The sequence below is a fragment of the Candidatus Nitrosopumilus sp. SW genome (genome assembly GCF_006740685.1).
Classification (GTDB): domain Archaea; phylum Thermoproteota; class Nitrososphaeria; order Nitrososphaerales; family Nitrosopumilaceae; genus Nitrosopumilus.
This window is the reverse complement of sequence record NZ_CP035425.1, coordinates 253,527-278,530: the sequence shown is the minus strand read 5'-3', so window position 1 is coordinate 278,530 and position 25,004 is coordinate 253,527. Positions and strand designations below refer to the sequence as shown.

29 protein-coding genes are annotated in these 25,004 nt (G+C 33.5%); 16 read left to right on the top strand and 13 right to left on the bottom strand.

What is annotated here, in order from left to right; all coding sequences use genetic code 11:
* Window positions 1-263: 263 nt before the first annotated feature.
* Window positions 264-2,753, top strand: a complete 2,490-nt coding sequence (locus Nisw_RS01755) for a Zn-dependent protease (RefSeq protein WP_255430814.1) — start codon at window positions 264-266, stop codon at window positions 2,751-2,753.
* Here the strand turns inward: Nisw_RS01755 and Nisw_RS01750 are convergent, their stop codons facing one another.
* Window positions 2,754-3,971 (bottom strand): NAD(P)/FAD-dependent oxidoreductase, encoded by a 1,218-nt coding sequence (locus Nisw_RS01750; RefSeq protein ID WP_141975979.1) that lies wholly within the window; start codon window positions 3,969-3,971, stop codon window positions 2,754-2,756.
* Window positions 3,972-4,022: 51 nt separating this feature from the next.
* Window positions 4,023-4,232 carry a hypothetical protein gene (locus Nisw_RS01745; protein WP_141975977.1) on the bottom strand — a complete coding sequence of 70 codons (210 nt, stop codon included), beginning with the start codon at window positions 4,230-4,232 and terminating at the stop codon, window positions 4,023-4,025.
* A gap of 94 nt (window positions 4,233-4,326) precedes the next feature.
* Between Nisw_RS01745 and Nisw_RS09400 the strand changes: the two genes are divergently transcribed.
* Both Nisw_RS09400 and Nisw_RS01740 read left to right on the top strand, forming a co-directional pair.
* On the top strand, window positions 4,327-4,452 hold the full coding sequence (locus Nisw_RS09400) for a hypothetical protein (RefSeq protein WP_255430813.1): 126 nt from the start codon (window positions 4,327-4,329) through the stop codon (window positions 4,450-4,452).
* Window positions 4,433-5,014, top strand: a complete 582-nt coding sequence (locus Nisw_RS01740) for a DUF99 family protein (protein WP_141975975.1) — start codon at window positions 4,433-4,435, stop codon at window positions 5,012-5,014. Before Nisw_RS09400 ends, Nisw_RS01740 begins: the two co-directional genes overlap by 20 nt.
* On the opposite strand, the gene Nisw_RS01735 is transcribed toward Nisw_RS01740, so the two are convergent.
* Genes Nisw_RS01735 through Nisw_RS01725 form a run of 3 tightly spaced genes read right to left on the bottom strand, consistent with a single transcriptional unit; the run spans window position 5,003 to window position 7,090 of the window.
* Window positions 5,003-5,764, bottom strand: a complete 762-nt coding sequence (locus tag Nisw_RS01735; protein ID WP_141975973.1) for an SDR family NAD(P)-dependent oxidoreductase — start codon at window positions 5,762-5,764, stop codon at window positions 5,003-5,005. The genes Nisw_RS01740 and Nisw_RS01735 overlap by 12 nt on opposite strands.
* A 57-nt stretch (window positions 5,765-5,821) precedes the next feature.
* Complete coding sequence (locus tag Nisw_RS01730) at window positions 5,822-6,700, bottom strand: NAD(P)-dependent oxidoreductase (RefSeq protein ID WP_141975971.1); 879 nt, start codon at window positions 6,698-6,700, stop codon at window positions 5,822-5,824.
* Window positions 6,701-6,703: 3 nt separating this feature from the next.
* Window positions 6,704-7,090: a hypothetical protein gene (locus tag Nisw_RS01725; RefSeq protein ID WP_141975969.1), complete on the bottom strand. Its 387-nt coding sequence runs from the start codon at window positions 7,088-7,090 to the stop codon at window positions 6,704-6,706.
* Between the two features lie 81 nt (window positions 7,091-7,171).
* Between Nisw_RS01725 and Nisw_RS01720 the strand changes: the two genes are divergently transcribed.
* Complete coding sequence (locus tag Nisw_RS01720; protein ID WP_141975967.1) at window positions 7,172-7,540, top strand: C2H2-type zinc finger protein; 369 nt, start codon at window positions 7,172-7,174, stop codon at window positions 7,538-7,540.
* Here the strand turns inward: Nisw_RS01720 and Nisw_RS01715 are convergent.
* A complete protein-coding gene (locus Nisw_RS01715) occupies window positions 7,531-7,833 on the bottom strand; it encodes a hypothetical protein (protein ID WP_141975965.1) in 303 nt (100 codons plus the stop codon). The genes Nisw_RS01720 and Nisw_RS01715 overlap by 10 nt on opposite strands.
* A 50-nt stretch (window positions 7,834-7,883) precedes the next feature.
* Between Nisw_RS01715 and Nisw_RS01710 the strand changes: the two genes are divergently transcribed.
* From Nisw_RS01710 to artG, 4 genes are all read left to right on the top strand, one after another.
* Complete coding sequence (locus Nisw_RS01710; protein WP_048068868.1) at window positions 7,884-8,081, top strand: zinc finger, C2H2 type protein; 198 nt, start codon at window positions 7,884-7,886, stop codon at window positions 8,079-8,081.
* Between the two features lie 31 nt (window positions 8,082-8,112).
* On the top strand, window positions 8,113-8,775 hold the full coding sequence (locus Nisw_RS01705) for a DsbA family protein (RefSeq protein ID WP_141975963.1): 663 nt from the start codon (window positions 8,113-8,115) through the stop codon (window positions 8,773-8,775).
* Window positions 8,776-9,255: a hypothetical protein gene (locus Nisw_RS01700; protein WP_141975961.1), complete on the top strand. Its 480-nt coding sequence runs from the start codon at window positions 8,776-8,778 to the stop codon at window positions 9,253-9,255.
* Window positions 9,256-9,497: 242 nt separating this feature from the next.
* On the top strand, window positions 9,498-10,442 hold the full coding sequence (artG, locus tag Nisw_RS01695) for a thaumarchaeosortase (RefSeq protein ID WP_141975959.1): 945 nt from the start codon (window positions 9,498-9,500) through the stop codon (window positions 10,440-10,442).
* Here the strand turns inward: artG and dinB are convergent.
* Entirely contained in the window at window positions 10,426-11,520 is a 1,095-nt protein-coding gene (gene dinB, locus Nisw_RS01690) for a DNA polymerase IV (RefSeq protein ID WP_141975957.1), read from the bottom strand. The genes artG and dinB overlap by 17 nt on opposite strands.
* A 72-nt stretch (window positions 11,521-11,592) precedes the next feature.
* Here dinB and Nisw_RS01685 point away from each other — a divergent pair, with 72 nt between their 5' ends.
* From Nisw_RS01685 to Nisw_RS01675, 3 genes are read left to right on the top strand one after another with little or no spacing between them, the layout of a single operon-like run.
* On the top strand, window positions 11,593-11,841 hold the full coding sequence (locus Nisw_RS01685; RefSeq protein ID WP_141975955.1) for a hypothetical protein: 249 nt from the start codon (window positions 11,593-11,595) through the stop codon (window positions 11,839-11,841).
* A 41-nt stretch (window positions 11,842-11,882) separates the two neighbouring features.
* The gene (locus Nisw_RS01680; RefSeq protein ID WP_141975953.1) at window positions 11,883-12,563 is read left to right on the top strand and encodes a DNA-binding protein; all 681 of its coding nucleotides are present in this window, start codon (window positions 11,883-11,885) and stop codon (window positions 12,561-12,563) included.
* A complete protein-coding gene (locus tag Nisw_RS01675; RefSeq protein ID WP_141978441.1) occupies window positions 12,544-12,783 on the top strand; it encodes a hypothetical protein in 240 nt (79 codons plus the stop codon). Before Nisw_RS01680 ends, Nisw_RS01675 begins: the two co-directional genes overlap by 20 nt.
* Here the strand turns inward: Nisw_RS01675 and Nisw_RS01670 are convergent.
* Genes Nisw_RS01670 through Nisw_RS01660 form a run of 3 tightly spaced genes read right to left on the bottom strand, consistent with a single transcriptional unit; the run spans window position 12,780 to window position 15,142 of the window.
* On the bottom strand, window positions 12,780-13,400 hold the full coding sequence (locus tag Nisw_RS01670) for a LysE family transporter (protein WP_141975951.1): 621 nt from the start codon (window positions 13,398-13,400) through the stop codon (window positions 12,780-12,782). The two genes, Nisw_RS01675 and Nisw_RS01670, sit on opposite strands and share 4 nt — an antisense overlap.
* 50 nt (window positions 13,401-13,450) lie before the next feature.
* Entirely contained in the window at window positions 13,451-14,164 is a 714-nt protein-coding gene (locus Nisw_RS01665; RefSeq protein ID WP_141975949.1) for a proteasome assembly chaperone family protein, read from the bottom strand.
* 36 nt (window positions 14,165-14,200) lie between these two features.
* Window positions 14,201-15,142 carry a deoxyhypusine synthase gene (locus Nisw_RS01660; protein WP_141975948.1) on the bottom strand — a complete coding sequence of 314 codons (942 nt, stop codon included), beginning with the start codon at window positions 15,140-15,142 and terminating at the stop codon, window positions 14,201-14,203.
* A 103-nt stretch (window positions 15,143-15,245) separates the two neighbouring features.
* Here Nisw_RS01660 and Nisw_RS01655 point away from each other — a divergent pair, with 103 nt between their 5' ends.
* Window positions 15,246-16,340 (top strand): inositol-3-phosphate synthase, encoded by a 1,095-nt coding sequence (locus tag Nisw_RS01655; RefSeq protein WP_141975946.1) that lies wholly within the window; start codon window positions 15,246-15,248, stop codon window positions 16,338-16,340.
* Here Nisw_RS01655 and Nisw_RS01650 read toward each other — a convergent pair whose 3' ends face one another.
* Entirely contained in the window at window positions 16,341-17,078 is a 738-nt protein-coding gene (locus Nisw_RS01650; RefSeq protein WP_141975944.1) for a carbon-nitrogen hydrolase family protein, read from the bottom strand.
* 171 nt (window positions 17,079-17,249) lie between these two features.
* On the opposite strand from Nisw_RS01650, the gene Nisw_RS01645 reads away from it, so the two are divergent.
* Window positions 17,250-20,774, top strand: a complete 3,525-nt coding sequence (locus Nisw_RS01645) for a chromosome segregation SMC family protein (RefSeq protein ID WP_185736644.1) — start codon at window positions 17,250-17,252, stop codon at window positions 20,772-20,774.
* Here the strand turns inward: Nisw_RS01645 and Nisw_RS01640 are convergent.
* Window positions 20,771-21,736, bottom strand: a complete 966-nt coding sequence (locus Nisw_RS01640; RefSeq protein WP_141975940.1) for an ABC transporter ATP-binding protein — start codon at window positions 21,734-21,736, stop codon at window positions 20,771-20,773. The two genes, Nisw_RS01645 and Nisw_RS01640, sit on opposite strands and share 4 nt — an antisense overlap.
* 96 nt (window positions 21,737-21,832) lie before the next feature.
* Here Nisw_RS01640 and egtD point away from each other — a divergent pair, with 96 nt between their 5' ends.
* A complete protein-coding gene (gene egtD / locus Nisw_RS01635; protein WP_141975938.1) occupies window positions 21,833-22,855 on the top strand; it encodes an L-histidine N(alpha)-methyltransferase in 1,023 nt (340 codons plus the stop codon).
* A 194-nt stretch (window positions 22,856-23,049) separates the two neighbouring features.
* Here egtD and Nisw_RS01630 read toward each other — a convergent pair whose 3' ends face one another.
* Window positions 23,050-23,253, bottom strand: coding sequence for a hypothetical protein (locus Nisw_RS01630; RefSeq protein WP_141975937.1), 204 nt, complete (start codon window positions 23,251-23,253; stop codon window positions 23,050-23,052).
* Between the two features lie 124 nt (window positions 23,254-23,377).
* Between Nisw_RS01630 and hsp20 the strand changes: the two genes are divergently transcribed.
* On the top strand, window positions 23,378-23,869 hold the full coding sequence (gene hsp20, locus Nisw_RS01625; RefSeq protein WP_185736643.1) for an archaeal heat shock protein Hsp20: 492 nt from the start codon (window positions 23,378-23,380) through the stop codon (window positions 23,867-23,869).
* Between the two features lie 617 nt (window positions 23,870-24,486).
* Window positions 24,487-24,966, top strand: a complete 480-nt coding sequence (locus Nisw_RS01615) for a hypothetical protein (RefSeq protein WP_255430812.1) — start codon at window positions 24,487-24,489, stop codon at window positions 24,964-24,966.
* The last annotated feature ends 38 nt before the right edge of the window (window positions 24,967-25,004 follow it).

The window sequence follows — 25,004 nt, the reverse complement described above, 5'->3', positions numbered from 1 at the left end:
GTGCTCATTGCATGAAACCAAACAGTATGATTTGTCAAGATTGTGCCCTTAGCACAACTGAGCAATTTCATTCAATTTGTATGTCTGCTGAGACAAACCAGACCAATACCGTGCCCTTTTTCAAGTCTGGCAACTACTCTAGGGTAGTTGCCATGGCTTGATTATTCCAACTTTTACAAATTGAAAATTACTTGCAGATCTAACAAATTCCATGGTTATCATTTCTAACTAAAATTCAAATACTGATATTTGCTAGTTTTGATGTGACCAAATTTTTCATCGTTTTTCTTCTAAGTGCTGTTTTGTTAGCTAGTTCATTTAGTAATGGATTGGCACATGCTCATTGGGATACACCTCCTCAGGGAAGTGCATATCACACTACTGTTACTTTGGAGCAAATTCAATTCAATGAAGGTTCTACTACTTGGAATGATCTTCTAACTGCAGATCTGGTGATTGGCTGGAATGTGGAACTTACGGGACACTCTGATTCTGTATCTGGAGATGTGATGGCATTTACAGATGTTTCAATTTCTGAGAACACATACTTGGAAATTGGGAAAGAGGTGATTAGTCATGATGAATGTTCTCCTCTGGGGGATATCAAGATAAAATTATGGGCTGCAGAATCTGATCAAGACAACCTATCTGATACTGCAAAACACATCAATCAAAGGGTTCATTCAGATGATTCATCATCTTATGCAGACATTACCTTACAAGATATCTTGTCTGAACAAGGTGATGAATGGATTGGAACCTCTTCTAGAACCATTCCTGGCTCTCATGCAGAAGGATTTGCAATTTATGAATATGAACTCAATGCAAAAATTGGTTCTGATGAAAGTATCTCTGGTGTCTTTGTGATAAAGAGAACTCAGACATATGAAAATAATGACAATTGTCTGGTTCAAGAAGATGAAACTGTTTCTTTAATTCCTGCCTGGTTCAAAAACAATGCAAGATGGTGGCAAGAAGGAATAATTTCCGATACTGAAATTGTTAATGCTTTGGAAAGTCTGTTAATTCAAGATGTCATACCCCTTGACAAATTCATCGAGTCTCATCCTGGACTAGAACATGAAGCAGGTGTTGAAAAAGGTGGAACATTTGAGATAACTCCTGAATTTCCTTCTCACCCTGGATTAGAACATGAAGCTGGAGTGCAACCTGGCGGAACCTTTGTCACAATTCCTGAATATCAAAAAACTGTATTTGGTTATTGGAGTGAAGGATTAGTTTCTGATGGGGAGATTGTCAATTCAATTGGACATCTGATGAGCACTGGAATCATCAGCTCTGAAAAAATTAAAGAAAAAGTTCAGGAAAAAGTCGAAGAAAAAACACGTGATGAATTTGGAAGGCCTGAAAGCGGTCCTGCACGTGATAGTAATGCAGGTACATTTCACATATCTGATTCGGGAGTTATTTTTAGCATTTATGAAACTCAAAAACTCAATGAACTCTCTTTTAATCTATTGTTGGATGTAAAAAATGCAGAATCTGCTCTTCTCAAAAAAGCATCTGTGATTGCTTGGGATGATTATGCTGATGAACAAACCTCTGAAAAGGCAACTAGGGCCCAATCTATAGAAAAACTCTCTGGCAAGACCACTAATGATGCACTATTTGTCACAAAACAATTATCCAAACTAAAAAATGAAATGGAACAAACAAAAACATATGCAAAAACTTTGAATTTTAATCTTGAACAATTTGATCAAATTGATTATGAAATTGATGCTAGAATAGACAATCTACCAAAAATGTCCTCTATAGAATCGATTCAATCTGGTGCAAAAGAACTACAGAAAATTCAAAAGGAAACCAATTCCAGTATGCGTGAATCATTATCATTGTTATTCACAGACACTCTTTCAAAATATTTGAAAAACTCTGAAGATACAAACAAGTTAGAAAATTCTTTGAATGCATCTCTCTCTGACGTCACATTTTCAAAAATTGGTGATGTGGATATGTTAAGTGATATCATTGGACCTTCTACTGGTGAATTGAATTTTGAAGATGATTTTGATTTTGTTTTAATTCATCCTACGGATAATGATGAAGAACTTCCTAACTCTGCTGGATTTTTATCTTCTGTAATTTTCTTTGAAACGATTTTCGGAATTAATGATTTGAGTTTTCTTGATGTAGAATCTGAACAACAAATCAACATTCTTGAAAAAGAAGATGATCCTTCATATGTTAACATCCATGAACAAATAGATGAAATTGTAGATGAGGTTGATAGTGTTGCAGAACAAATTCAACCTATTGTTGTTCTAATTGGTGATGGTTTTGCCAACGAATATTCTGTTTTTAGTGCTCCGGAAGTATCTGAGTCTGAAGAACATGAAAGTACTGAACCAAATGATTCTGACACTCCAGAAGAATCTGAACCTGTAGATGATTCACAAACATCTGACAACACTGGTGACATCTCAATCAAAGTTTTGATTGTACAAGGAGTCTATGCTCCAATTGTACAATTCTCAATACAACCTGCAGGATATTGTCCTGAATCATATTCTCCTTACTTTGGAGCAATTCTAGATGTAAATGGTGATTTTGTTGATCTTGATGCTAGCCAACATACTGGTGCAACACCAATTTGCCAAACAATCTCTACATCTTATCATTCAATAAGTAACTTCTATGTGACACAAGAACAAATTGATAATTTTATTTCTGAAACCAACTATTACGGAATCCCTATGGACCCCCGTGATGGCCAATTTTATGGTCAATGATTACTCTTTCTTACCTGGTTTTTTTATCATGGAAAATAACTGTCTGACTGCTAGTTTTGGATGGCTAGTTGCAAGTTTTAGCATATTGGATAATCCAAAATCTGCTTTGATGAAGTCTAAAAATTCTTCAGGCTTTAATTCACTGATAATGTCTAACTCTTTGTCCCAATCTTCATCTGTTAATCCAATCCATCTGTCCTGCACCTTTCCTGCAGATTTTATTTTAGATTCAATTGCTTTCTTCCAATTGTCCTCATACTCTGATAGTTTTTTCTCTGAAGTGTCATTTGCTTTGATTGCTTTGGCAGCTACTTCACCTGCTATTCTCCCAAATTTTATTGCATAACGAATTCCTTCCAAAACTAGTGGATTAGCTTGCCCTGCAGAATCTCCAACTAGAATCAAATTATCATAAACAGTTTTTCTTGAAAGACCATCATTTGGAATTAATCCATAGTGAAACTCTATTGGTTCGATTTTACCCAAATCTGCAATTGGGCCTTCTTTATTTTTGATCAATTCTTTTAATCTGGCTATTGGGTCAACTGGAGAGTCTGGTTTTCCAATTCCTACTCCTATTCTTGCAATATTGTCTCCTAATGGAAAAATCCATGCGTACCCTGCAGGGGAATACTTCTGTCCTACCATTAACCACCATGTATCTGCTTGAACGTGTTCTACTTTTGCTTCATATTCTGCACCTGCGCCAAATCTTTCCCATTGTTCTACAAAACCCATTGATTTTGCAACTGCTGATTGAAAACCACTTGCATCAATGATTACTTTACCATAAAATTCAATTTCTTTTTCATATCTTATTGCCTTTACTCCGATAATTTTTCCTGATTCGTCTTTGATTGCGTCTTTTACAAAAGTATCCACAAAAGTTTCAGTACCTTCTGTTTCTGCTTGAGATGCTAACCATCGATACGTCTTTCTGACATCTAGTACTGCAGAACGAGCAACAGTGTCTCCAATACTTACTTTGTTGTTTGGTGAGTAAAATACAAAATTCTTTACTGGATTGTAACAATCATCTGGAATTCCAAACTCTTTGATATTTTGAATCCATGTAACGCCACTGGTTCTAACTGATTCTGCAATTGATTCTTCTTTTTCAATTAATGCCACTTTCAATCCATTCTTTGATGCAGCATATGCAGCTGATGACCCTGCCGGCCCTCCTCCTACAACAACTACATCATAAGTATGTGACAATTGGTTTGAATCAATAGCACCTAGGATATAATTTTGAGGTCTGGAGAAAAATTATTTTTTTAATACAGGCACACCATTTGAATCATTTTCTCTTTCAGGATCAAATGTACTCATATGTGCTGGATCTCTATGCATGTAACTGTGAGTTTCACCTTCTGCTTTTCTACAGAATTTTGAATGAATTGTTTCTTCTACTTTTAGTGTAGTTTCATTCTCATGAAATAGTCGTTTTCCACATTCTGGACATGTGAATTCAGGCATAATTTTAGACAATATCAAATCTATTTAGATGTTTCAGGGATACTATCGTCTTCCTGATCCGAAACTTTAGATGTTTAAAAATCCCTTATTTTTTATGGATGAATCTGAAATTACATCTTTTGTTATGTGGTCTGCAGTTACTGGAATCATAATGCTTGTCACCGGCTTGAGTTATCGTGCATATATGAGGAAAAACAACCATGAGATCTCTTCATCTTGAAAAAAAAGGCCTACGTGGATTGGCAATTGCTGAGAGCTTTAAACAAAATTCTGTAAAATCCGTTTTTTCTGGAGTTGTAATGAGACGAGACTTTGTAATAGATGGATTCGTCTTTGGCAGTGCTACTTTGGAAGGAAATGATGCAACGGATACGATATTGAAAATGTATGGTGATTTAAACAGGCCTGATATTAGCTATGTTTTGATTTCTGGATTAATTGTTTCGATGTATAACATCATTGACATCAAAAAACTATTTGACACATTACAAATTCCCATTATTGGTGTTTCATATCATGATTCTTCAGGAATTGAAGATTCACTAAAACACCATTTTCCAAAATCTTTTGAATCCAAGATAAATGAATATGAAAAATTAGGTAAACGTGAAAAAATCACTCTAAATACTTCCCATGATGTTTACATTAGAAAAGAAGGGTGCACATTAAATGAAGTAAAACATCTTCTTAATGATTTGACATTACATGGTTCTGTTCCTGAACCAATTAGGGTCTCTCAACTTTTGGCAAAAACACTACTTGAGAAAGATCTATCCTTCTGAAGCTGTCTTTCCACCATCAACATTTAGAATTGTTCCGGTAACCCAACTTGCTTCATCTGAAGCCAAGTATGTTACTGCGTTTGCAACATCTTCTGGTTCTCCGACCCTTGCAAGTGGTAATCTTTCTTCAAGTACTTTTCTTGCTTGTGGATCATCAAGATATGGTTTGATTGAACCTGAGTTGATTATTCCTGGATTAACACAATTGCATCTGATATTTTTTCTTGCATACTCTACTGCAATTGATTTTGTAAACATGGGTATTGCTGCTTTTGTGGCTGAATACACTGCTAAATGAACTCGTGGAATTGCCCTCTCACTTGAGATAGAACCTATGTTTATGATTGAACCACTTTTTACATCTGACATTTTTGTCAAAACAGCTTTTGTCATATTGAAAACTCCCATCAGGTTTACATTGATGAGTTTTTGAATTTCTGAGTTTGGCATTTCATGAAAATGAACTGGGTCATTAATTGCACCTGCATTATTTACAAGAATGTCTATTTTCCCATATGTGTCCATGATCTGATTAACAACTTGTAATGTTTGAGACTCATCTGTTAAATCACAAGTAATGGGGACTGTAGAATCCTCATTTCCTATATCTTTTCTTGCACTTTCTAATTTTTCTAAATTCCTTGCAACAAGAACCACTTTTGCTCCTTCTTCAACAAATTTCTTGGCAATCCCTTTTCCAATGTCACTTGATGCTCCTGTGACAATTGCAACTTTCTCATTTAACCTCATAATGTTATTTTTTTGCTACTGACTTAATAGATTTTTGTTTAATTTCATTCATGAATTTTATTTATTTTCATTAATTCTTTTGATATATTCAATAATTCCTGTATAATCGATCCCACCTAATCCTTCATTTACTGCATTTTCATAAACCTCTTCAGCTTTTTTTATCATAGGTAATTCGATTCCTAGATCTTTTGCAGCATTTGTCATTGTTGTAATGTCTTTTTTGAGATTTTCAAGTGTAAATGTTGGTTCGTATTTTCCATCTATCATTTTGAAAGCCTTATTTTCACTCATTCCTGTTTTGAAATAAGTAGAATTTAAAATCTCAAGAAAAATTCTAGGATCTACATTTGCTTTTTTGACTAGTAAAATTCCTTCAGACAATGCAAGTGCAAGCATGGTGATTTGTAGATTCATGGCTAACTTGATAGAATGTGCAACTCCCTTTTCTCCCAAGAAAAAGACTTTGTTTGCAATCTTTTCAAAGACCTCCTTGCATTCTTCAAAACTTTCTTTATCTCCTGATGCCATCATGACTAAATTTCCTGTAATTGCTACATTGGGACCTCCCATGACTGGAATGTCTAATTTGTTTATCTTAAATTCCTCAAACTTTTCTGAAATATTTTTAGATTCTGAGGGGTCTATTGTACTCATATCTGCAACAATTAGTCTTTCGTTATCTCCTTTGACAATTCCATTCTCTCCAAATGATACTTGTTTTACTGCTTCTGCATCTTTAACTACTATTATTACTAAATCTGATTTTTCTGCAACTTCTTTAGGCGAATTTACAACTATTGCACCTTTTTCTTTTGCATGAATTGTTTTGTCTTTGTTTCTATTGAACACTGTAACTTCAAATCCTGAATCTAACAAATGTAGTGCTACAGCATTTCCTAGCATTCCCAATCCTACAATTCCTATTTTTTTCATATTCTAATGACGCTCCTCCTCTTCAATTTCCCAATGAGCATTTCCAAATCTTGTTGCTGCAAATTTTAATTGCCCAACTGTTTTGTCTCCTTTTTTGACTTTGGCAAAATCAAATTTTTTCATACTGAATACTTTTTCTTTTGGTTTGTATCCTCCTTCGATAACTTTGACTTTGAATCTCTTACTTACTTTGATTATCATTTTTCTAGCCACTTGAACATCTCCTATCCATGAAAACATTTCAAACTCTCCAAAATTCTTTGTAGATACAGTATATCCATACAGTCTTGCCTCAAGTTTTATTTTTTGAGATTTTGCATGTTCGTTTAACCATGCAACTACTTCTTCACCGTGACCTTTTTCAACTCCAAAAGTTTCTGAATCACTCATCTACAAAAACCACCATATTGAACCATAATAATCATTTTCGATAATTGTTAAACTAAAATATCGATTTGACTCAAAATATTCATGCTTACTGTTGATTGTAAAGATGTGATCTCAATCAAACATGAACTTGTAGTGTATGTATCAGATCAAGTAGCAGCTATTCCAACTCTAAAAAATAATCAATTTACTTTATCTACTTTAGAAGATGATGAGGTAATTGATACTAACACTGTAATTACTGCAATCAAGGAATTTTTAGATTCCATTGGCGAGGGTAGAAATTTTGCTGTTATTGGAAATCATAACATGATAAGTATTACTTCTGTATCTGGAAAAGTAATTGAAAGACAAGCTCCTCCACAACAAGAGATGTTCTCATGCTCTCATTGCGGATTTGTAACTCAGTATCAGGTTGAACTAGAAACTCATATGAGAATTCATTATCTCTGAATCTTCTTAAAAATTCTAGGTATTGTATTTTTTCTAATTTCTGGAACTTCTATTGCCATTGCAAAATTGTAATGTGGAAATCTTTTTTTATATTCTGAAATGTAACTTTGTGCTACATTATGTGTTTTAAAATCAACTCTCACTCCATCTAGTTTGACTTCTTTACCAAAAATATCATAGACAACTATTGAATGATTATCTGGTTTGATGTAAAATTTTGTACTACAATACCATACAACTCCTAATATTACTACAAAAAATCCGGTTACAAATTTGTCCAGAATTTTTTTCATATGTTGATTTTCAACAGGATCTTTATAAGCACTAATTCCTGTAATTTGTTATGGATAAACCATCAAGAAATAATGTTTCAAAGGTTTATTGTGAAAAATGTGATCTTGTGTTTGAATCTAGAGAACGATTTGAAAAACATCTAGACAGCCACTCATCTGGTGTTCAATGTGAAGTTTGTCCAATTGATACTGCAATTGCAAAATTCACTAATCTGTTTAAACGAAAATCTTCTCATAATTTGGAATAAGTTTTTTTAACTCATCTAATTTCTTTTGAACATGAACAAAAAAGGCGTGATTATAGGCGTCGTTGTTATTGCAATTATTGCTGGAGTGGCTGCATCTTTGTCTTCTACTCCTAATGAAACTGTAAATCTTGACATGACTAGAAGTCATGGAACTATTTCTACTGCAATGGGCTCTCCTATACTAGGTGACCCTTCTGCACCTGTAACTATTGTTGAATTTGGCGATTACCAATGCCATCAATGCTACAATTGGTTCCACAATACAAAACCTGCTATAACCCGTGATTATATTGACACTGGAAAAGCTAACTTGGTTTTTGTTGATATGGCATTCTTGGGAAGAGATTCAAGTCCTGCAGCTCAAGCAACTTACTGTGCTGAAGATCAAGGAAAGTATTGGGAGTATCATGACATGTTGTATAATGCACAAGAAGATAAAATCGATGGTGGTTGGGCCAACACTGAAAGACTAAAGGCATTTGCATTTTCAATGGGGTTGGATATGGAATTGTTTGAGAGTTGTCTTGATTCTGGAAAATATTCTAAACGTGTTCAATATAACACTCAACAAGCAAGAGATCATGGTGTAAGAGGAACTCCTGGATTCTTTATTGTAAGTCCAGATGGACAACAACAGATTGGTGGGGCACAACCATTCTCTGTCTTTAAACAAGTTCTGGATCCACTGGTATAGATGGCAAGTACAATAAAATTTGTTTTTTCAAATCCTAAATACATCGTTCTTTCTTTTGCAATATTCGTTCCAATGCTTATTGGATTACTGATAATATCTGAGTATATTTTCTTAGAACCTTATGTTGTAAGTCATCTCCCTGTTGGGACTGAATTGGGGTTTGCACTAATTGTGATTCTTTCTGGATTGTCTGCATTAGTTCTTCCAATGAATATTTTTAGAATTAGTGTGCTAAAAAGCTCAACAAAAAAAATGGGTGGTGGTGTTATTGGTTCTTTTGTTGGTGCAGCAGCTGGAGCATGTAGTTGTGGTCCAATTGGATTTGCAGTGATCTCAACATTTGGTTCTGTTGGTGCAACTGCAACTGCATTTTTGACTAATTATGAAATTCCTCTTCGGATAATTGCTATTGGGGTTTTAGTAATTACCTATTTTACAACTGTAAAATCCCTTAAAACTGAATGTAAATTTGATCTTTGATTTGATTCATTAGAAATCACCATTTAGGCAAACGTTTTCAACCTTTGGACGTATCTTAAAGTCTGATGAATTACTTGTGTGACATTCATTTATGTTCCAATTAGGCCAAGTAGGCGAGATCCAGACGCCGATGAAATCGAAGATGCTGAAGATTAGCATCTTTTCCCATTTGATTATGAATAAATGAATTTAGGAAATTTTCAAAGTCGAGCTATTTATTTGCCTTTTTCAAGTTTAACATAATGCAAAATTGGAATTTGATTGCTGGAATTTTGATAATTGCCAGTCCGATTCTATTTTCAATGATCGCATACCCTGATTCTGTAGCTTGGAGTTGGAATGAGGGTCGAGGTGGATATCTCTTTGCACTTGTTTTTGTTGTAGCTGAACTAATTGGTCTCAAGATTGTAATTTCAAAAAAACGCTTACTTGCAGTAATTCCTATTGCATTACTGACAATCTCTTATCTGATTTCATTAGAATATGGTTTAAGGGACTACATTGTTACATCTGCAGAACAGTTTGATGTTCAACTAATCTATTCTTGGACATGGATGTGGGACTTTATCGTCATGGCAATATTTATTGTTGTTACATTGTCTATATTCTTTGGAAAGAGATGGATTAGGATTGCTCCTGCTGGACCTATTTTCTTAACTGGTACTGCAATTATTTTATCTCTTGATGCATTTTTCCCATATGATACATTAGGTCCTTTACAATACATCGTTCCATATTTTGTACAAGCTAATGTTTGGGTGATTACCGTACTTGAACTTGGTACTGCTGTTGCAAGAGACAATGTCATGTTCTTACGTGGAGATCATGGTTCAATGGCCTTGCAAGTATTTTGGCCATCAGCTGGCGTTCATAGTATTATCATCTTCTCATTAGTTATTGGTGCATTTATGCTCAAGATGAATATCCCTAGAGCAAGAAAATCAATGTATTTTGTTTTGGGTATTATTGGAACAATTACTGTAAACTTGATTCGTATTTTCTCTTTATCTTGGTATGCACTAAAAGTAACAACTGACCCTGTGGCTTGGGAGGAATATCACAAAATTGCAGGCGAAATAATGTTCCTGCCTTGGTTATTTGCATTCATTCTAGTCGTCATATTGATAGAATCTAGACGTCTCAAAAAACAAGAAGAACGAGATGGTATTTCTAAAAATAACTCGTAATGTCTCTTTGTCCCTGATTCTCTGAAAGTTCCGAAACTTTGACTCCTAATCGTCTGATGGTGATTGTTTGATTTTCTAGTGCTTCTTTTAGTAATTGTTCTGCTGTTTTTTCTAATTCTTCTAAACTCATAGTAGAATTTCTGAGCATTTTTGATTTTGATTTGTTTGATAAATCTGATTGAACAAAACTTATTCCAACTGATTTGAACATTTGATTCTTTTTTTGAATTATCTCATGTACTTCTTTGCATAATTCTGACAAATTCTCTAAAAGAAATTTGTAATCTTTTGAATCTTTTTTTAGAGTAACAATTTTTCCGTGTTGAATACTAGGTTCTCTTCTTTTTACTGGCTCATCATCGATTCCTCTTACTGCATTGTAGATGTAAGTTCCACTTTTTCTTCCAAACTCTTTATTCAAAGTAAAAACATCCAGTTTTTTTACATCTCCAATTGTTTCTAAATTCATTTCAACAAATCTTTCTTCTGTTTTTTTACCAATACCTGGAATGTCTCTTATTTTTAATGATTCTAAAAATTCCTCGATTTTTTCTGGTGAAACTATTGTTAGTCCGTCTGGTTTTTGAAAATCTGATGCAATCTTTGAAATTAATTTATTTGGGGAAATCCCAATTGAACAACTAAGTTTTGTCTTCTCTCTTATGGAATTTTTAATTTGCTGTGCCAGATGACTAGCTTTATGAAAATCACCTTCTGTTCTTTTTGTCACATCCAAATATGCTTCATCCCTTCCTACATATTCAAAAACATCTGAAAATCCTTCTATGATCTTCATTGCTTTTTCAGACATTTCTGAATAGTAATCAAAATCTACGGGTAAAAACACAGCATCTTTTCTTTCTCCCAATCTTTTTTTAGCAAAGACTATTGGTATTCCAGATTTTGCACCGTACTTTCTTGCAGTATAATTTGCAGTTGCAATTGCTCCACTATCTCCCCCTCTGTCTGAAAAGACACATACGCAAACTGGTTTTGATTTTAATTCTGGTGATCTTATCTCTTCACACTGAGCATAAAAATAATCAAAATCTATGTGGAAAACGATTCTTGTTTCCAATACTATGAGATGAACTTTAGATTATTACTATATTGTGTATTCATCTAAATACTCAATTTGCTTACATCTTTTATGGATTATCCTGTTTCTGTTGATGAAAATGGATTAAAAATAAAACCTGAAAAAATGGAAAAAGAGAAACTCTATCATTGTATTTTCAAGGAAAAGGCAATGTTAGTTTTCAAAGATTCTCAAGATGTTATGAATTGTTATGAGATTGAAGAAAAAGATCTTGTTGAAAAAATCAAGCAAATTACTAATGATGACGATCTAGAAAAATTATTTGATGACTATCTCAAGGGGCAAGACCTGAAAAATTAAATAAAAGCGAGAGAGAATTTTGTTATTAAAGGAATAAAGAATTGAGTGACAAAAAATCCAAAGATGCAGAAGATATTTTATCTGAATTTGACTCTAGAACTAAATCGGAACCTGAACCAACACCAGAACCTGAACCAACACCAGAACCTGAACCAACACCAGAACCTGAACCAACACCAGAACCTGAACCAACACCAGAACCTGAACCAACACCAGAACCTGAACCAACACCAGAACCTGAACCAACACCAGAACCTGAACCAACACCAGAACCTGAACCAACACCAGAACCTGAACCAACACCAGAACCTGAACCAACACCAGAACCTGAACCAACACCAGAACCTGAACCAACACCAGAACCTGAACCAACACCAGAACCTGAACCAACACCAGAACCTGAACCAACACCAGAACCTGAACCAACACCAGAACACTCTAAATCCTCAGAAGAACGTGATGTGATTTTTGTTGGTACAAAACCAATCATGACTTATGTTTCTGCAACTTTAACTCAACTTTCGACAAGACCAACTGTTACCATAAAAGCTAGGGGAAAAAGAATTACTCAAGCTGTTGATGTATCTCAAATGATTGTAAAACGAATGGACTCTGTTGGTTATGTAATAAGCGATGTAAGAATTTCATCTGATTCACTAACTTCTCAAGATGGTAAGCAACGTAATGTCTCTACCATGGAAATTGACATTTCAAAAGAATAATTTTAAAATCCCTCTCATAATTCTAAGTGGAATTTTAATTTCAATACTTGTAATACTGTTTTCTAATTCTTCTTGTGGCGTACAACATGTGATGATTTTAAATGAAATTAACTCTTATGAAGAAACACTTGATCCAGAACTTTGTGAAGTGATTGTTGAAAAGATTGACTTGTTTAATGATATTTGTGAACCTCAAATAGAAATCCTTGATTGTGGTTAATATTGTACTTCTTGCAAAAATGTAATTCCAAAATAAATCAGAATACCACTTAATCCTATCATCAATATTTTGTAATTTTTATTGGAAATGATTTTTGAACTCTTTGATGCCAAAAATGAAATTGCTCCTAACCATGCAAAATCCATCCAAATATGTAATCCAAACATGATTAGCATGCCTGAAAATGCCCAAATCAACATCGCATCTGAAATTAATTTGAATCCTATAGTTAACCACCAAATAATAAAAAATGGATTTAAACCACTTAGTAAAACCCCTGTAATTAACGCCCCTTGTTTTTGATTTTTAATTGAAAACTCTTTCTTTCTAAGAACTGTTCTGATTTGTAACGTCGCAAAAACAAAAAGTGTTATTGCTCCTAAAATAGAAATAATTATTCTAAATTCTGGAAAGTTTTCTAACGAAAAAACACCAATTCCCAACAAAATTACTAAAGGTAATTCTACTACTGCGTGACCTGTGGCCATTTTGATGCCTGATTTTGTACCCTCTTTCAATCCATATGATATGTTTGCTGCAAAAAGTGGTCCTGGGGCCATGACTCCTGATGCTGAGATAACTATCACTAAAACTGCAAATTCTAAAAACTGTTCCATCTATCAAATTTTTATTATTTTGATAATGAAATAAACATAGTCAAAAGAACTTACATGTACATAGAATCTTTCATGTGCTTTGATTCTTCTTCTGCTTCTTTGATAACAGTTTCAGCTTTTTCTGCCTCTTGCTGCAAAGCAAGAATATCGCATGAAGTTCCTGGAATAAGTTTTGACATTGCCATACATAATTGTGCACTTGATTTGAAATCTGGTCCCTGCCCATTTGTATGAAAAATAATTACAATGACATCTTGTCCTGTTATACTTGCCTGATTTAATAATGCACCTGGAATTCCTGGAATTGTTCCGTGTTCTAAAACTTTTAATCCTGCATTCTTGATTTTTTCTCTTGCTGAATCAGTACTTCCAATTCCAATCAATTCTTCATTCTCATTAGGGGATTTTACAGCAATACTACTTACAATCAATCCAATTTTGTGTTTCTGTGCCCACTTGAGCATTGTTTTGGCTGTAACTTTGTGTAGTGATTGATCAAGTGTGAGATATGATAAAAATACGCTGACTTTCAATTCTTCGTTAACAAAAATTCTTGATGGATAGTTTGGTTTTCCATCTTTGATTATGCTAATTGGGGGAAATGTATCTGAATCAATAATTCCTTTTAATTCAAAATTCGATGTATGTACCATTGATTCTGTTGCAATTGCACTGCTAAAACCTGCTGACGGAAAACCATCGATGAGATAACCTCCTTCTAAATTAAGTGGCTCAAATTCTTTAATTTTAATTTTGGTAAACATGATTACTTTTTGTTTTTATTAGATAATAGGTTTTGTCTATTTTTGTAATTTTGATACTAGTGCTGCATAAATAAATGGTAAAATTGTTGTAACTTCTGCATGAAGTGTTGCTTGTTTAGCTTTTTGTGTAACTTTTCCCCATGAGATTGCTTCTCTAACTAATGCCCCACTAAGACTTCCATCAAATTCTTGTGCAGTTGTAATATACAATGCATAATCTAATCCTTCCCTATACTGATTCCACCATAATGTATGATGTTTTGAAATTCCTCCTCCAATCATAAAAGCTCCTGATTTTTCAGCTTTGAAAATAAATCCTGAAAGTAAATTTGCATCTCCTACCATGTTTAACTTAAAATCATTATGTTTTTGTGTGAATAGCCAAATTTGGCTTCCTACTGCTCCGTCCATAATTCCTGGAACTACAACACTAATGTCATTTTTGTATGCCCAATAAAGAAATGAATCTTCTCCTAAATGCTTTCCAATCATTTTACAAATTTCTGCTGTCGTCATTTCTTTTACCCCGTTTTGATATTCTTCTTCTAAGAATGCCTGCATTTTTTCTTCAATTAGTGGTCCATAACTATCCATAGGCACCAAAACATTACCTAATCTGTGAATATCTTGATCTGCTAACTCTCTATCATCCATTGTGAATGAACCTTCTTTGTAATGTGAAAAATGTCTGGCAATGTCATGATCTAATGCACCACATGTTGTAATTGCTACATCAAACCATTTGTTTTTGATCATATCTTTGATGATTCCTCTTAGACCTGTTGAAATTACAGCACCTACAAATGAAACAAATTTGAGACATTGTTTGTCTGAAATCATTTCTGTTAGAATTTCTAAACCGTCTGAAAGATTCACTGATTCAAATCCTCCTGATTGAGATAACTCTTCAAAAATTTTCTCTATTGGCATGTTTGGACTAATTTCTATGTCTTTAACAGGACGACCTGGTTCTAACATGATCTTAATCGTCGATGTCAAGTATAAAATCCTGCCTTAATTTTGTTGCTTTTTTAATTTCTCTAAGAAAACTTTAAACCCGCCCAATAACACCAATTTTCGAATGGCAGGTAGAATTAAGGTAGGATTAGTAGGAATTGGTAATTGTTTTTCAGGTTTAATTCAAGGTATTGAGTATTATAGACAAAATCCTGATCAAGAAGTTACTGGAATTATTCATGATAAATTAGCTGGTTATGGTATTCATGATATTGATTTTGTTTGTGGATTTGATGTTGGTGAAAATAAAGTAGGAAAACCTCTCCATGAGGCAATCTATGCATATCCCAACATGGTTGATTGGATTCCAAAAGATGAATTGCCAAAAACTGATGCTAAAATTTACGAAAGCCCCATTTTGGATGGTGTTGGTTTATGGGTGGAAAATAGAATCAAACCTGTTGAAAATCCAAAATCTGTTGAAGAAATCACTAAAGAAGTAAAACAAGTAATCAAGGACACTGGTGTTGAAATAATCGTATCTTACTTACCTGTGGGCTCTGATAAAGTAACTGAATATTGGGCACAAATTTGCCTTGACACCAACACTGCATTTGTAAACTGTATACCTTCATTCATTGCATCAGATGAGACCTGGGCAAAAAAATTCGCTGAAAAAAATATTCCTTGTATTGGTGATGACATCAAAGGACAAGTTGGTGCAACAATTGTTCACAGAACATTAGCAAAATTATGTAATGATAGAGGTACAAAAATTGAAAAGACTTACCAAATCAATGTAGGTGGTAATACTGATTTCTTAAACATGAAAGAACAAGATAGACTTGTTTCAAAGAAAATTTCTAAAACTGAAAGTGTTCAAAGCCAACTCGATGAAAGATTGGATGATGATCAAATTTATGTTGGCCCTTCTGACTTTATTCCCTTTTTAGGTAACACAAAACTCATGTTTATGAGAATTGAAGGACGTCAATGGGCAAACATTCCTTACAACATGGAAGTTCGTTTAGAAGTAGATGACAAAGCAAATTCTGCAGGAATTGTAATTGATGCAATTAGACTTGCAAAAATTGCTCTTGATAGAGGAGTTGGTGGTCCAATTAAACCTGCAAGTGCATATTTAATGAAACATCCAATTGAACAAACTTCAGATGTTAAAGCAAAGGCTGCATGTGAAAAGTTTGTTGCAGGCGACTAATTATTGAAATTCATTAGAATCTGAAAATCTTTTCTTCCTTATTGATTCATATTTTTTAAGGTCAAATTCATGTGATCTTCCTTGTTCGCCATTTAGTTTTGTGATTTTTGTCGTGACTACTTTGTTATTTTGATTTAAATCTACTATCATACTATTGCCTCCAAATTTCTGATTCTCAACATTTGCTGCAAGAATTGGGATTCTGTTCTCTAATGCTCTTACTTGAACATACATTTGCCATGGTTCTATGCCTCGCTTGACGATTCTACTTGGAGATAACAACACTTGGGCTCCTTTTGTGGCTAATGTGTTTGCTACTTTGGGAAATACCATATCATAGCAGATAATCACTCCAAACTTACAGGCAGTTTTGAAAATTTTGGCCTCTTTTCCAGGCGTGATCCTGTCTTTCTCATAGTCAAATGGATGTATTTTTTCTTGTTTTCCTATGAATTCACCTTTTGGTCCAATAATTGGTGATACTATGGATGATTGACCTCTTTTTGTTTCATAAAATGCACCTGGAATTATTGTCATCTGAAAGTCTTTGGCAATTTCTTTAAACTCTCTAAATTGTAAATCCCAGTCTGAAATTTGATTATTTTTTAACCATTGTTCAGGTAGGCACACGATCTCAGTTTCATTCTTACCTAATTTTTTTAGAATTTTGGAAACCTCTGAAATTGCTTTTTGATCTGTATCATGTGCGATAGTTTGAATCAATCCTAGTTTTGTCATATCTGTAAACCCTACTATTTGGTAATTATAAGTAGGCACAAGAGGGTTATTGTAAAATATTTTGTCTTTACCGTTACGAAAAATATCATACTAAAACAAGAAAAATTATGCAATAGTGTCAACTAAACTTGTTAAACATCGATTATCTCACCATTTGAGTGAATAATGATATTGGTTCATGTAAAAAAAGTTGAGATCTTTGGTTTCAAGTCATTTGGTTTTAAGAACACGACTGTTCATTTTGAACCAGGACTTGTATCGATCTCAGGTCCAAACGGTTCTGGTAAAAGCAACATTTTAGATGCCATAATTTTTGCAATGGGTGAAAACAAACCCAAAGTTATGAGAGTTGACAAATTAAGATCACTGATTCACGATATTGAGGGAAATAGACGTGGACCAAAAATGGCAAGATCTAGTGTTCATTTTGATAACTCTGATCGAAAAATTCCTGTTGATACTGATACTGTTGAGATTACAAGAGAAATGGATGCTAATGGTGAAAATACATACTATCTGAACAAAAAGAAAACTAATCGAAGTCATATTCTTGATTTGCTTGATATGGCAAATGCTGGATTGGGACAACTCAATGCAGTCCAACAAGGAACCGTTACAAGAATCTCTGAATTCACATCTGAAGAAAAAAGAAAAACAATTGAAGATTTAATCGGGCTGTCATATTTTGACGAAAAAAAGGCTGAATCTGTTAAACAACTTGATGAGGCAGACAGAAGGCTGGAAATTGCTCTTGCAAAAATGGGTGAAATCAAGAAACGTATCGATGAACTTGAAGAAGAGCGTAATCAGAAACTACGTCATGATATTCTTGAGCGTGAACTAAATAGGTACAAGGCAATAGCAGCTGCCAATAAACTCAAAGTAATCTCTAGCCAAAAAGAGTCTAAAGAATCTACTTTGCACTCGGTCACCACTGAAATCACTACCTTTGATGATGAAAGAAGTGTCTTGAGAAATGAAATTGGAGCACTGGAAACTGAAAAATCAAAATTGATGACTGAAGCAAATGATTACACTCAAGCAAAATCTGCCCTTGACACTGAAATTGCCACTGCCATGGAACAATATGAAATTGATAACAGTGCAATTTCTGCATCAAAGAAGAGAATAGAACAAATTGAATCTAGAATTCCAGAAATAAAACAAGAACTTGAAGAAGTTGAAAATGCCCGAAGTGACATTGATACTCAAATTTTAAAAATTAAAGAATCAATTGAAGAAACTAATGTAAAGAAAAACAAAATAAATTCTGATTTAGAAGTTGTTGACTCCCAAAGAAATAAAATTTTAGATGAACAATCACAAGCAGCTGCTAAAAAATCTGAAATTGATGAAAAAATTAGGACGTTGACTTCTGAATTAAATGATACAAAACTTAAACTCTCTAAACTTCAACACGAAAAAGAAGAATCAAAAATTAAGGTTGAATCAAACACTGTAAAACTTCAAGGACTTGAACAAGGAATTGAAGAACTCACTTCATCAAAATTGAAATTAGAATCTATGATAAAAAATCACAATGCAACAATTACTGAACTAAAATCTAGAATTCAAAAATTACAATCAAAAAAATCTAAAATTGTTTCTGATATGGATGAGTGGGGTGAAATTCTTGAAAAATCTAACCAAGCTGCAACACGTTATGAATCAAAAATTAAAACTGTAAAGGGATTCATGCATGAAGACTACACTGTTGCAAAATTAAAAGAAGATGCAGAACAACTAGGAATTGAAGGTCTTGTTTATGAAATGATTTCTTGGGATAAACAGTATGAGCGTTCTGTATTAGCTGTAAGTTCTGATTGGATTAAAGCAATAGTTGTGAAAGACTTTGCAACTCTTCTTGGAATTGCAGAATTTGCAAGATCTAGAAAATTGTCTAAACTCAAGATAATCCCTATGGATTCAATTCCTAAATTCAATCTGAAACTACCTACTGAATCTGGTGTGATAGGTGTACTTTCAGACTTTGTTCGTTGTAAACCTGCTTATTCTGAACTCAAAACCTTCCTATTTGGCAATATTGTCCTCACAAAAACTCGGGAATCTGCTTACAATGTTTCCCAATCTGGATACAAGGCAGTTACTATGGATGGTGAATACTTTGAGGCAAAAGGTGGTACGGTTGTTATTGATATTGACTCAAAGATATCAAAACTTACAAAATTAATTTCAATGAGCAGTGATGTTGATGGATTATTCCAATCAATCAATGCTGTAAAGAAATACCTTCTGTTGAAAAAGAATGCAATTAAAAAATTAGATGATTCTATCCAATTAAATTCAGAACGTCTTTCAATCTCTGAACAATCCTTGGCATCCACTAATGAACACTACTCTACTCTTACCCCTAGAATAGAATCTGCATTGAATATGAAAAAACAACTTACAGATAGAATTGCTGATTTAACTTCACGTGATCAAAATATTGAGTCTGAAGTTCTTACAAATGAATCTCATGTAGAATCTTTGCTAGAGCGTATTTCTATCGTGGAAGACAACTATGCAAGTGGTGAACAAACACGTATTGCAAATGAATTATCAAGAATTAACCTTAAGAAAGCAGAAGTTGAAAAATTATACACAACAATCACAAATGAATATCGTGACAAAGCTTCACAACTAACAACATTAGAAACTCAAGATAACCGTGAAAAATCTCAATCTAATAGACTCCATGATGAAGAACTTTCACTAAATTCAGAAAAAGAGGAATTACAAACAAAAATCAATGAACTAGAAATACAAAAAGAATCTAAAAATCAAATTCTTGTAAAATTAAGAGAAAAAGAACAAGAACTTATTGAAACATCAGGATCATCCATTGGTCAACTTAAAGAATTTGATGATAAATTAAAAGTTCTATCTGAAAAAGATCGAGAATTAACTAAACAAATCAATACTTTGGAGAGACAATCTGATTCTTTGAATAGAGATTTACGAGATTTGGTGGAAAATGAGGTAAAATTACAGCAAATTCTCTCTGCGTTTGGCTTTGATAAGGATATGGAAACATTTGATGTCGAGTCAATTGTTCAAGGATTATCTGCAGAACTGGCTTCACTTAATGCACTAAATGCAAAGGCTCCTGAAACATATCTGGAAGTATCTTATGGTTATCGTTCCATGTCTACTAGAAAGAATTCTCTTGAGGAAGAAAGAAACTCTATTGTCAAATTCATTGAAAATATTGAAAAAGATAAACGTCAAACATTCTTGGATGCATTTGACAAGGTCGATAAAGAAATTAAATTAATTTTCAATAAAATGACTGGTGGAAATGCTTGGTTAGAATTACAAAATGAAGATGATATATTTAATTCTGGAATCTCTTACCTGATCCAATTTCCAAATAAACCTAAAAGAGAATCTACTTCCATTAGTGGTGGTGAGAAAACATTAGCTGCAATTGTATTTGTACTTGCTTTACAAAAACTCAAACCCTCTCCATTCTACTTGTTTGATGAAGTAGATGCTCACCTTGATGCTCCAAACTCTGAACGCTTATCAAACATTTTAGAAGAAAGATCAAAAGAAAGTCAATTCATTATGGTCTCACTAAAAGACTCTGTAGTTCAAAAAGCAAAATTGATCTATGGGGTTTTCCCCAAAAATGGTGTTTCAAATGTTGTTACTTACAAAGATAAACGCATGCCTTCTGTTAGAACAACTTAGTTAATTTTTACATGGCAAGCTGAAAAGTGTTCTACTCCTATTTTCTCTAAATTTGGCTCTAATTCGCATTTATCTATGATGTATGGACATCTGTTTCTGAATCTACAGCCTTGAAGAATACCTATGTTTGTTGGTTCATTAATTCTAATTTTTTTTTCTTTGTGTAAATTATCTGGGTTTGGCTCTGATATTGCATCAATTAATGCCTGTGTGTATGGATGTTTTGGGCTTAGTAGAACTTGATCAATAGGTCCTATCTCGACGATTTTACCTAAATACAAAATTCCTATTCTTTGACCGAAATACCTTGCAGTTGCCAAATCATGAGTGATGTAGATAAATGAAATATTGTATTTTTTTTGAAGTTCCTGCAATAATTCTAGCATTTCAGCTCTTATTGACACGTCAAGCATTGAAACTGGCTCATCAGCTAAGATGACTTTGGGTTTTAATGATAATGCTCTTGCTAAAACTACTCTTTGTCTTTGTCCTCCAGACAACATATGTGGATATTTTTTAATAATTTCTTCAGCTGGCTCTAGTTTTACTTCCTGAAGAACTTCAATTACTCTCTTCTTTCTTTCATTTTTATCCCCTATGTTGTGAATTTCTAATGGTTCTGAAACTATATCTCCGATTTTCATTCTTGGATTAATCGAATCATACGGATCTTGATGAATCATTTGACATCCCATTCTAATTTTCTGCAAATTTTCAGGATTATTATCAATTTCATTATTTTCAAAAAATATTTTTCCGGAATCTGGTTGTATTGATCTTAAAATTAATTTTGCAATTGTAGATTTTCCTGAACCTGATTCTCCTGCTAAAACAAACACTTCTCCTTTCTTTACAGAAAATGAAATATCGTCTGTTGCTCTTACAACATCTGATTGTTTTCCAAACATTCCTTTTTTGATGAAATGTTTTTTCAAATGCTCTATTCTAAGAATCTCATCCAACAAATATAGTTGAATTTAGAAGTATATCAAGAGATATAGTTTATGCGTAATTAATTGGGTTAAAACTTTTAAGTCTACTAAACGAGATTCTAATACTTGAACGACACATTACAGAAAAATAAAGAGTACAAAAAATTTGTTGTTGATTCTAGATTACAATATTTCAAACCTCATGCTACAAAAATTGAAAAAACATTTGCTGAAGAAATTTCTACGAGTTTAGGCACAAATTCAAAATCTATTCATCCAAAGTTCTTTTATGACAAAAAAGGCTCTGCCCTATTTGAAAAAATCTGTTCTGTTTCAGAATATTACCCTACTAGAACTGAAATTTCCATTTTAGAAAAATTACAAACTGAATTATCTTCATTTCTAGATGATGAATATCGATTAGTTGAACTAGGGAGTGGTTCATCCACAAAAACACGACTAATCTTAGATTTTTTGACAACTTCTCAAAGTTCTACTGAATATTTTCCCATAGATATCTCTGAAATTCTTACTGAAAGCTCTGAAGAACTTCTAAATGATTACAAGAATCTTACCATTACTGGCATTATTGATACTTATGAAGGTGGTTTAGAATTTTTAAAAACATATGATGATAAACACAATCTTATAGTTTTTCTAGGTTCTAGTTTTGGTAATTTTTCACCTGTTGATGGCTACAAATTTTTAGAGAAAATATATTCTACAATGAAACCTGGTGACTTATTTTTGATTGGACTTGACCTTGTAAAAGACAAATCTGTTCTCGAATCAGCTTATAACGACTCTGAATGTGTGACTGCTAAATTCAACCTTAATGTTTTATCTAGAATCAATGATGAGCTTGATGCTGATTTTAATCTCAAAAACTTTTCACATCATGCAATTTACAATGAAAAGGATCAACGAATTGAAATGTATTTGAAATCATTATCTGATCAATCTATTGTTATATCGAAATCTGATTTGGAATTAAAATTAAAAAAAGATGAATTAATCCATACTGAGTATTCTCATAAATACCGTATGTCTCAAATTCATGATCTTCTTGATGATGTAGGATTTGACTTAAAACATACATGGCTTGATGACAAAAAATATTTTTCATTAACTTTAGTTTCTAAAAATTAATCAATATTGCACTTGATTGATTCAAATTTTTATGGATGTCATCCCACAATTTCTCTTGCAATTCTTCCATGGCATGAACATTTACAAAATCTGTAAAAATCACCGTCATGTTCTTTCTCACAAATGTTACAACCTTTCCCTGTAGCCATTTTTTTCCATATTGCCCCTTTCAATATTTTTATTTTTTGTTGATTTTATCTTGATTCGATAAAGATCACATCAACAAGATCATTATTGCTTCTCTTAGTTACGGTATCTCTACTTGCATTATGGAAATTTTGTAGATGTGCTTTTCTTGTTTTAATTCCATACTCTCTACATAATCTGCAAAAGTAACTTACCTGTCTTTGAGATCTTGGCATTGCCTGATTTTCATATTCTAAAATTGTACTTTGCATGAGATGAGAATACCATTTGGATATTTTAATATTGTCATGTATATGACATTATGTCAGTTATGAATAATTTATGCAAAATCTTTATATTTTGTCATCACTATTACACTAATTCGGTGATTAAAAGATGTTTGATGACCACTTTGAAAGAACATTTCGAAGATTATCGAGCCCCTTTTTTTCAATGGGAGATGTTTTCGAAAATCCAAATAAAACAGTCCAAACCTTTGGACCATACTACTATGGTTACGTAAAGACTGTAGGTGAAGATGGCATTCCTCATGTAACTGAATGGGGAAATACAAAACCAACTGACTCTCTTGCAGATTCAACAGTGAGAGATCCATATGTTGACGTTTCAGTCAATGACAAAGAACGTACTCTCAAAATTGTCTCAGAGATGCCAGGAATTGAAAAGTCTGACATCAAACTAAATGTGTCAGATAAACTAGTACTGCTTTCAGCCGAGCATGGAGAAAGAAAATACGAAAAGAAGATTCCTCTACCATCAAAAGTAGATGAAAATTCTGCAAAAGCCAGATACACAAACGGAGTCTTGGAACTGACAATTTCACTTGCCAAGGAAAAACCTCAAGGCAAGCTAGTGTCAGTTGAATAAACTGGAGGAAGAACAATGAACTGTAATTCATCCCTAAAACAAGTCAGAGACTCTCTCAAATCTTCAGTGGAAAGAGTTTCTTCAGAATGCGAGGAAGTTTTTTCCAAATGGAAGTTTGGTAGGAGAAACTTCCCCTGAGGTGAACAAAAATGCCAGACACTTTGTGTAGACAATGTGGTGGAGAACTGGATATAGAAAAGCAATGCTTGCATTGCCATCAACCAGTTCAGCTAGTTTGTACGAAATGTTTGCAACCAACTGAAGTAAGATTTCACAGCCAATGCATGTACAATGAGGAGATGCTATGTCACACAGTCGCAGCACTTGCATAAGTCATAGAACACCTAGTTCAAACATATGGGGAGCCAATTCCTCCCTATATGTTCCAACTTTTGTTGGTCTATGCCATCGTTGCTGGTCAAGCAATGTCCAAGTAACATTGAATGATTCTTGTGAAGTCTTGTGCAGCAAATGTTTTGGAGGTAATTCTGAATGCTAAAACAGATTACCAAACCAAGCATTGGCTGCAAACACTCTATTTTATTGAAAAACTACCAATCTAAGAAATATCACTGCATGAAATGTGATGTAACATTCAATCTAAAAGAGGGAAAACAATGAATGCCAAAATCCCAAAGATTGTTTATGGCATACCTCTAGTTATTCTATCTGCCATAATCATCAATCTTGTATTAGATGATTCTGCAATTGAAACTTCTTTATCTGTACCTTTGAACTCCAATCTTGAGGCTGTTTCTGAGGATTTTGGTTATCCAAATAACCTCTATTCAGGACCATTTGCCATTTTGGATGGCACCTATGATGTCAATGATACAGTATTTTTGATTGGAGATGAGATTCCACTTGATTCCAAAGGAATGATTGACTTTATTCGTCCTGATGGTGTAATCCATCATTCACTACAATATGATGGATCAAAGAATGCAGTAAATCACTACTTTACTCCTGTATCTTCAAGTGATTTAGAAGAGTGTGGTGAGTGTGAATTCTTTGGAACTTGGAAAATATCTTTTAGAAGTAATCAGGGAATGACATATCTTCCAATTACTTTTGAAGTGATCACTCAACAAGATTAATTGAAATATCTTTTTCAAAAAATGGCTCTAGTCTTTAC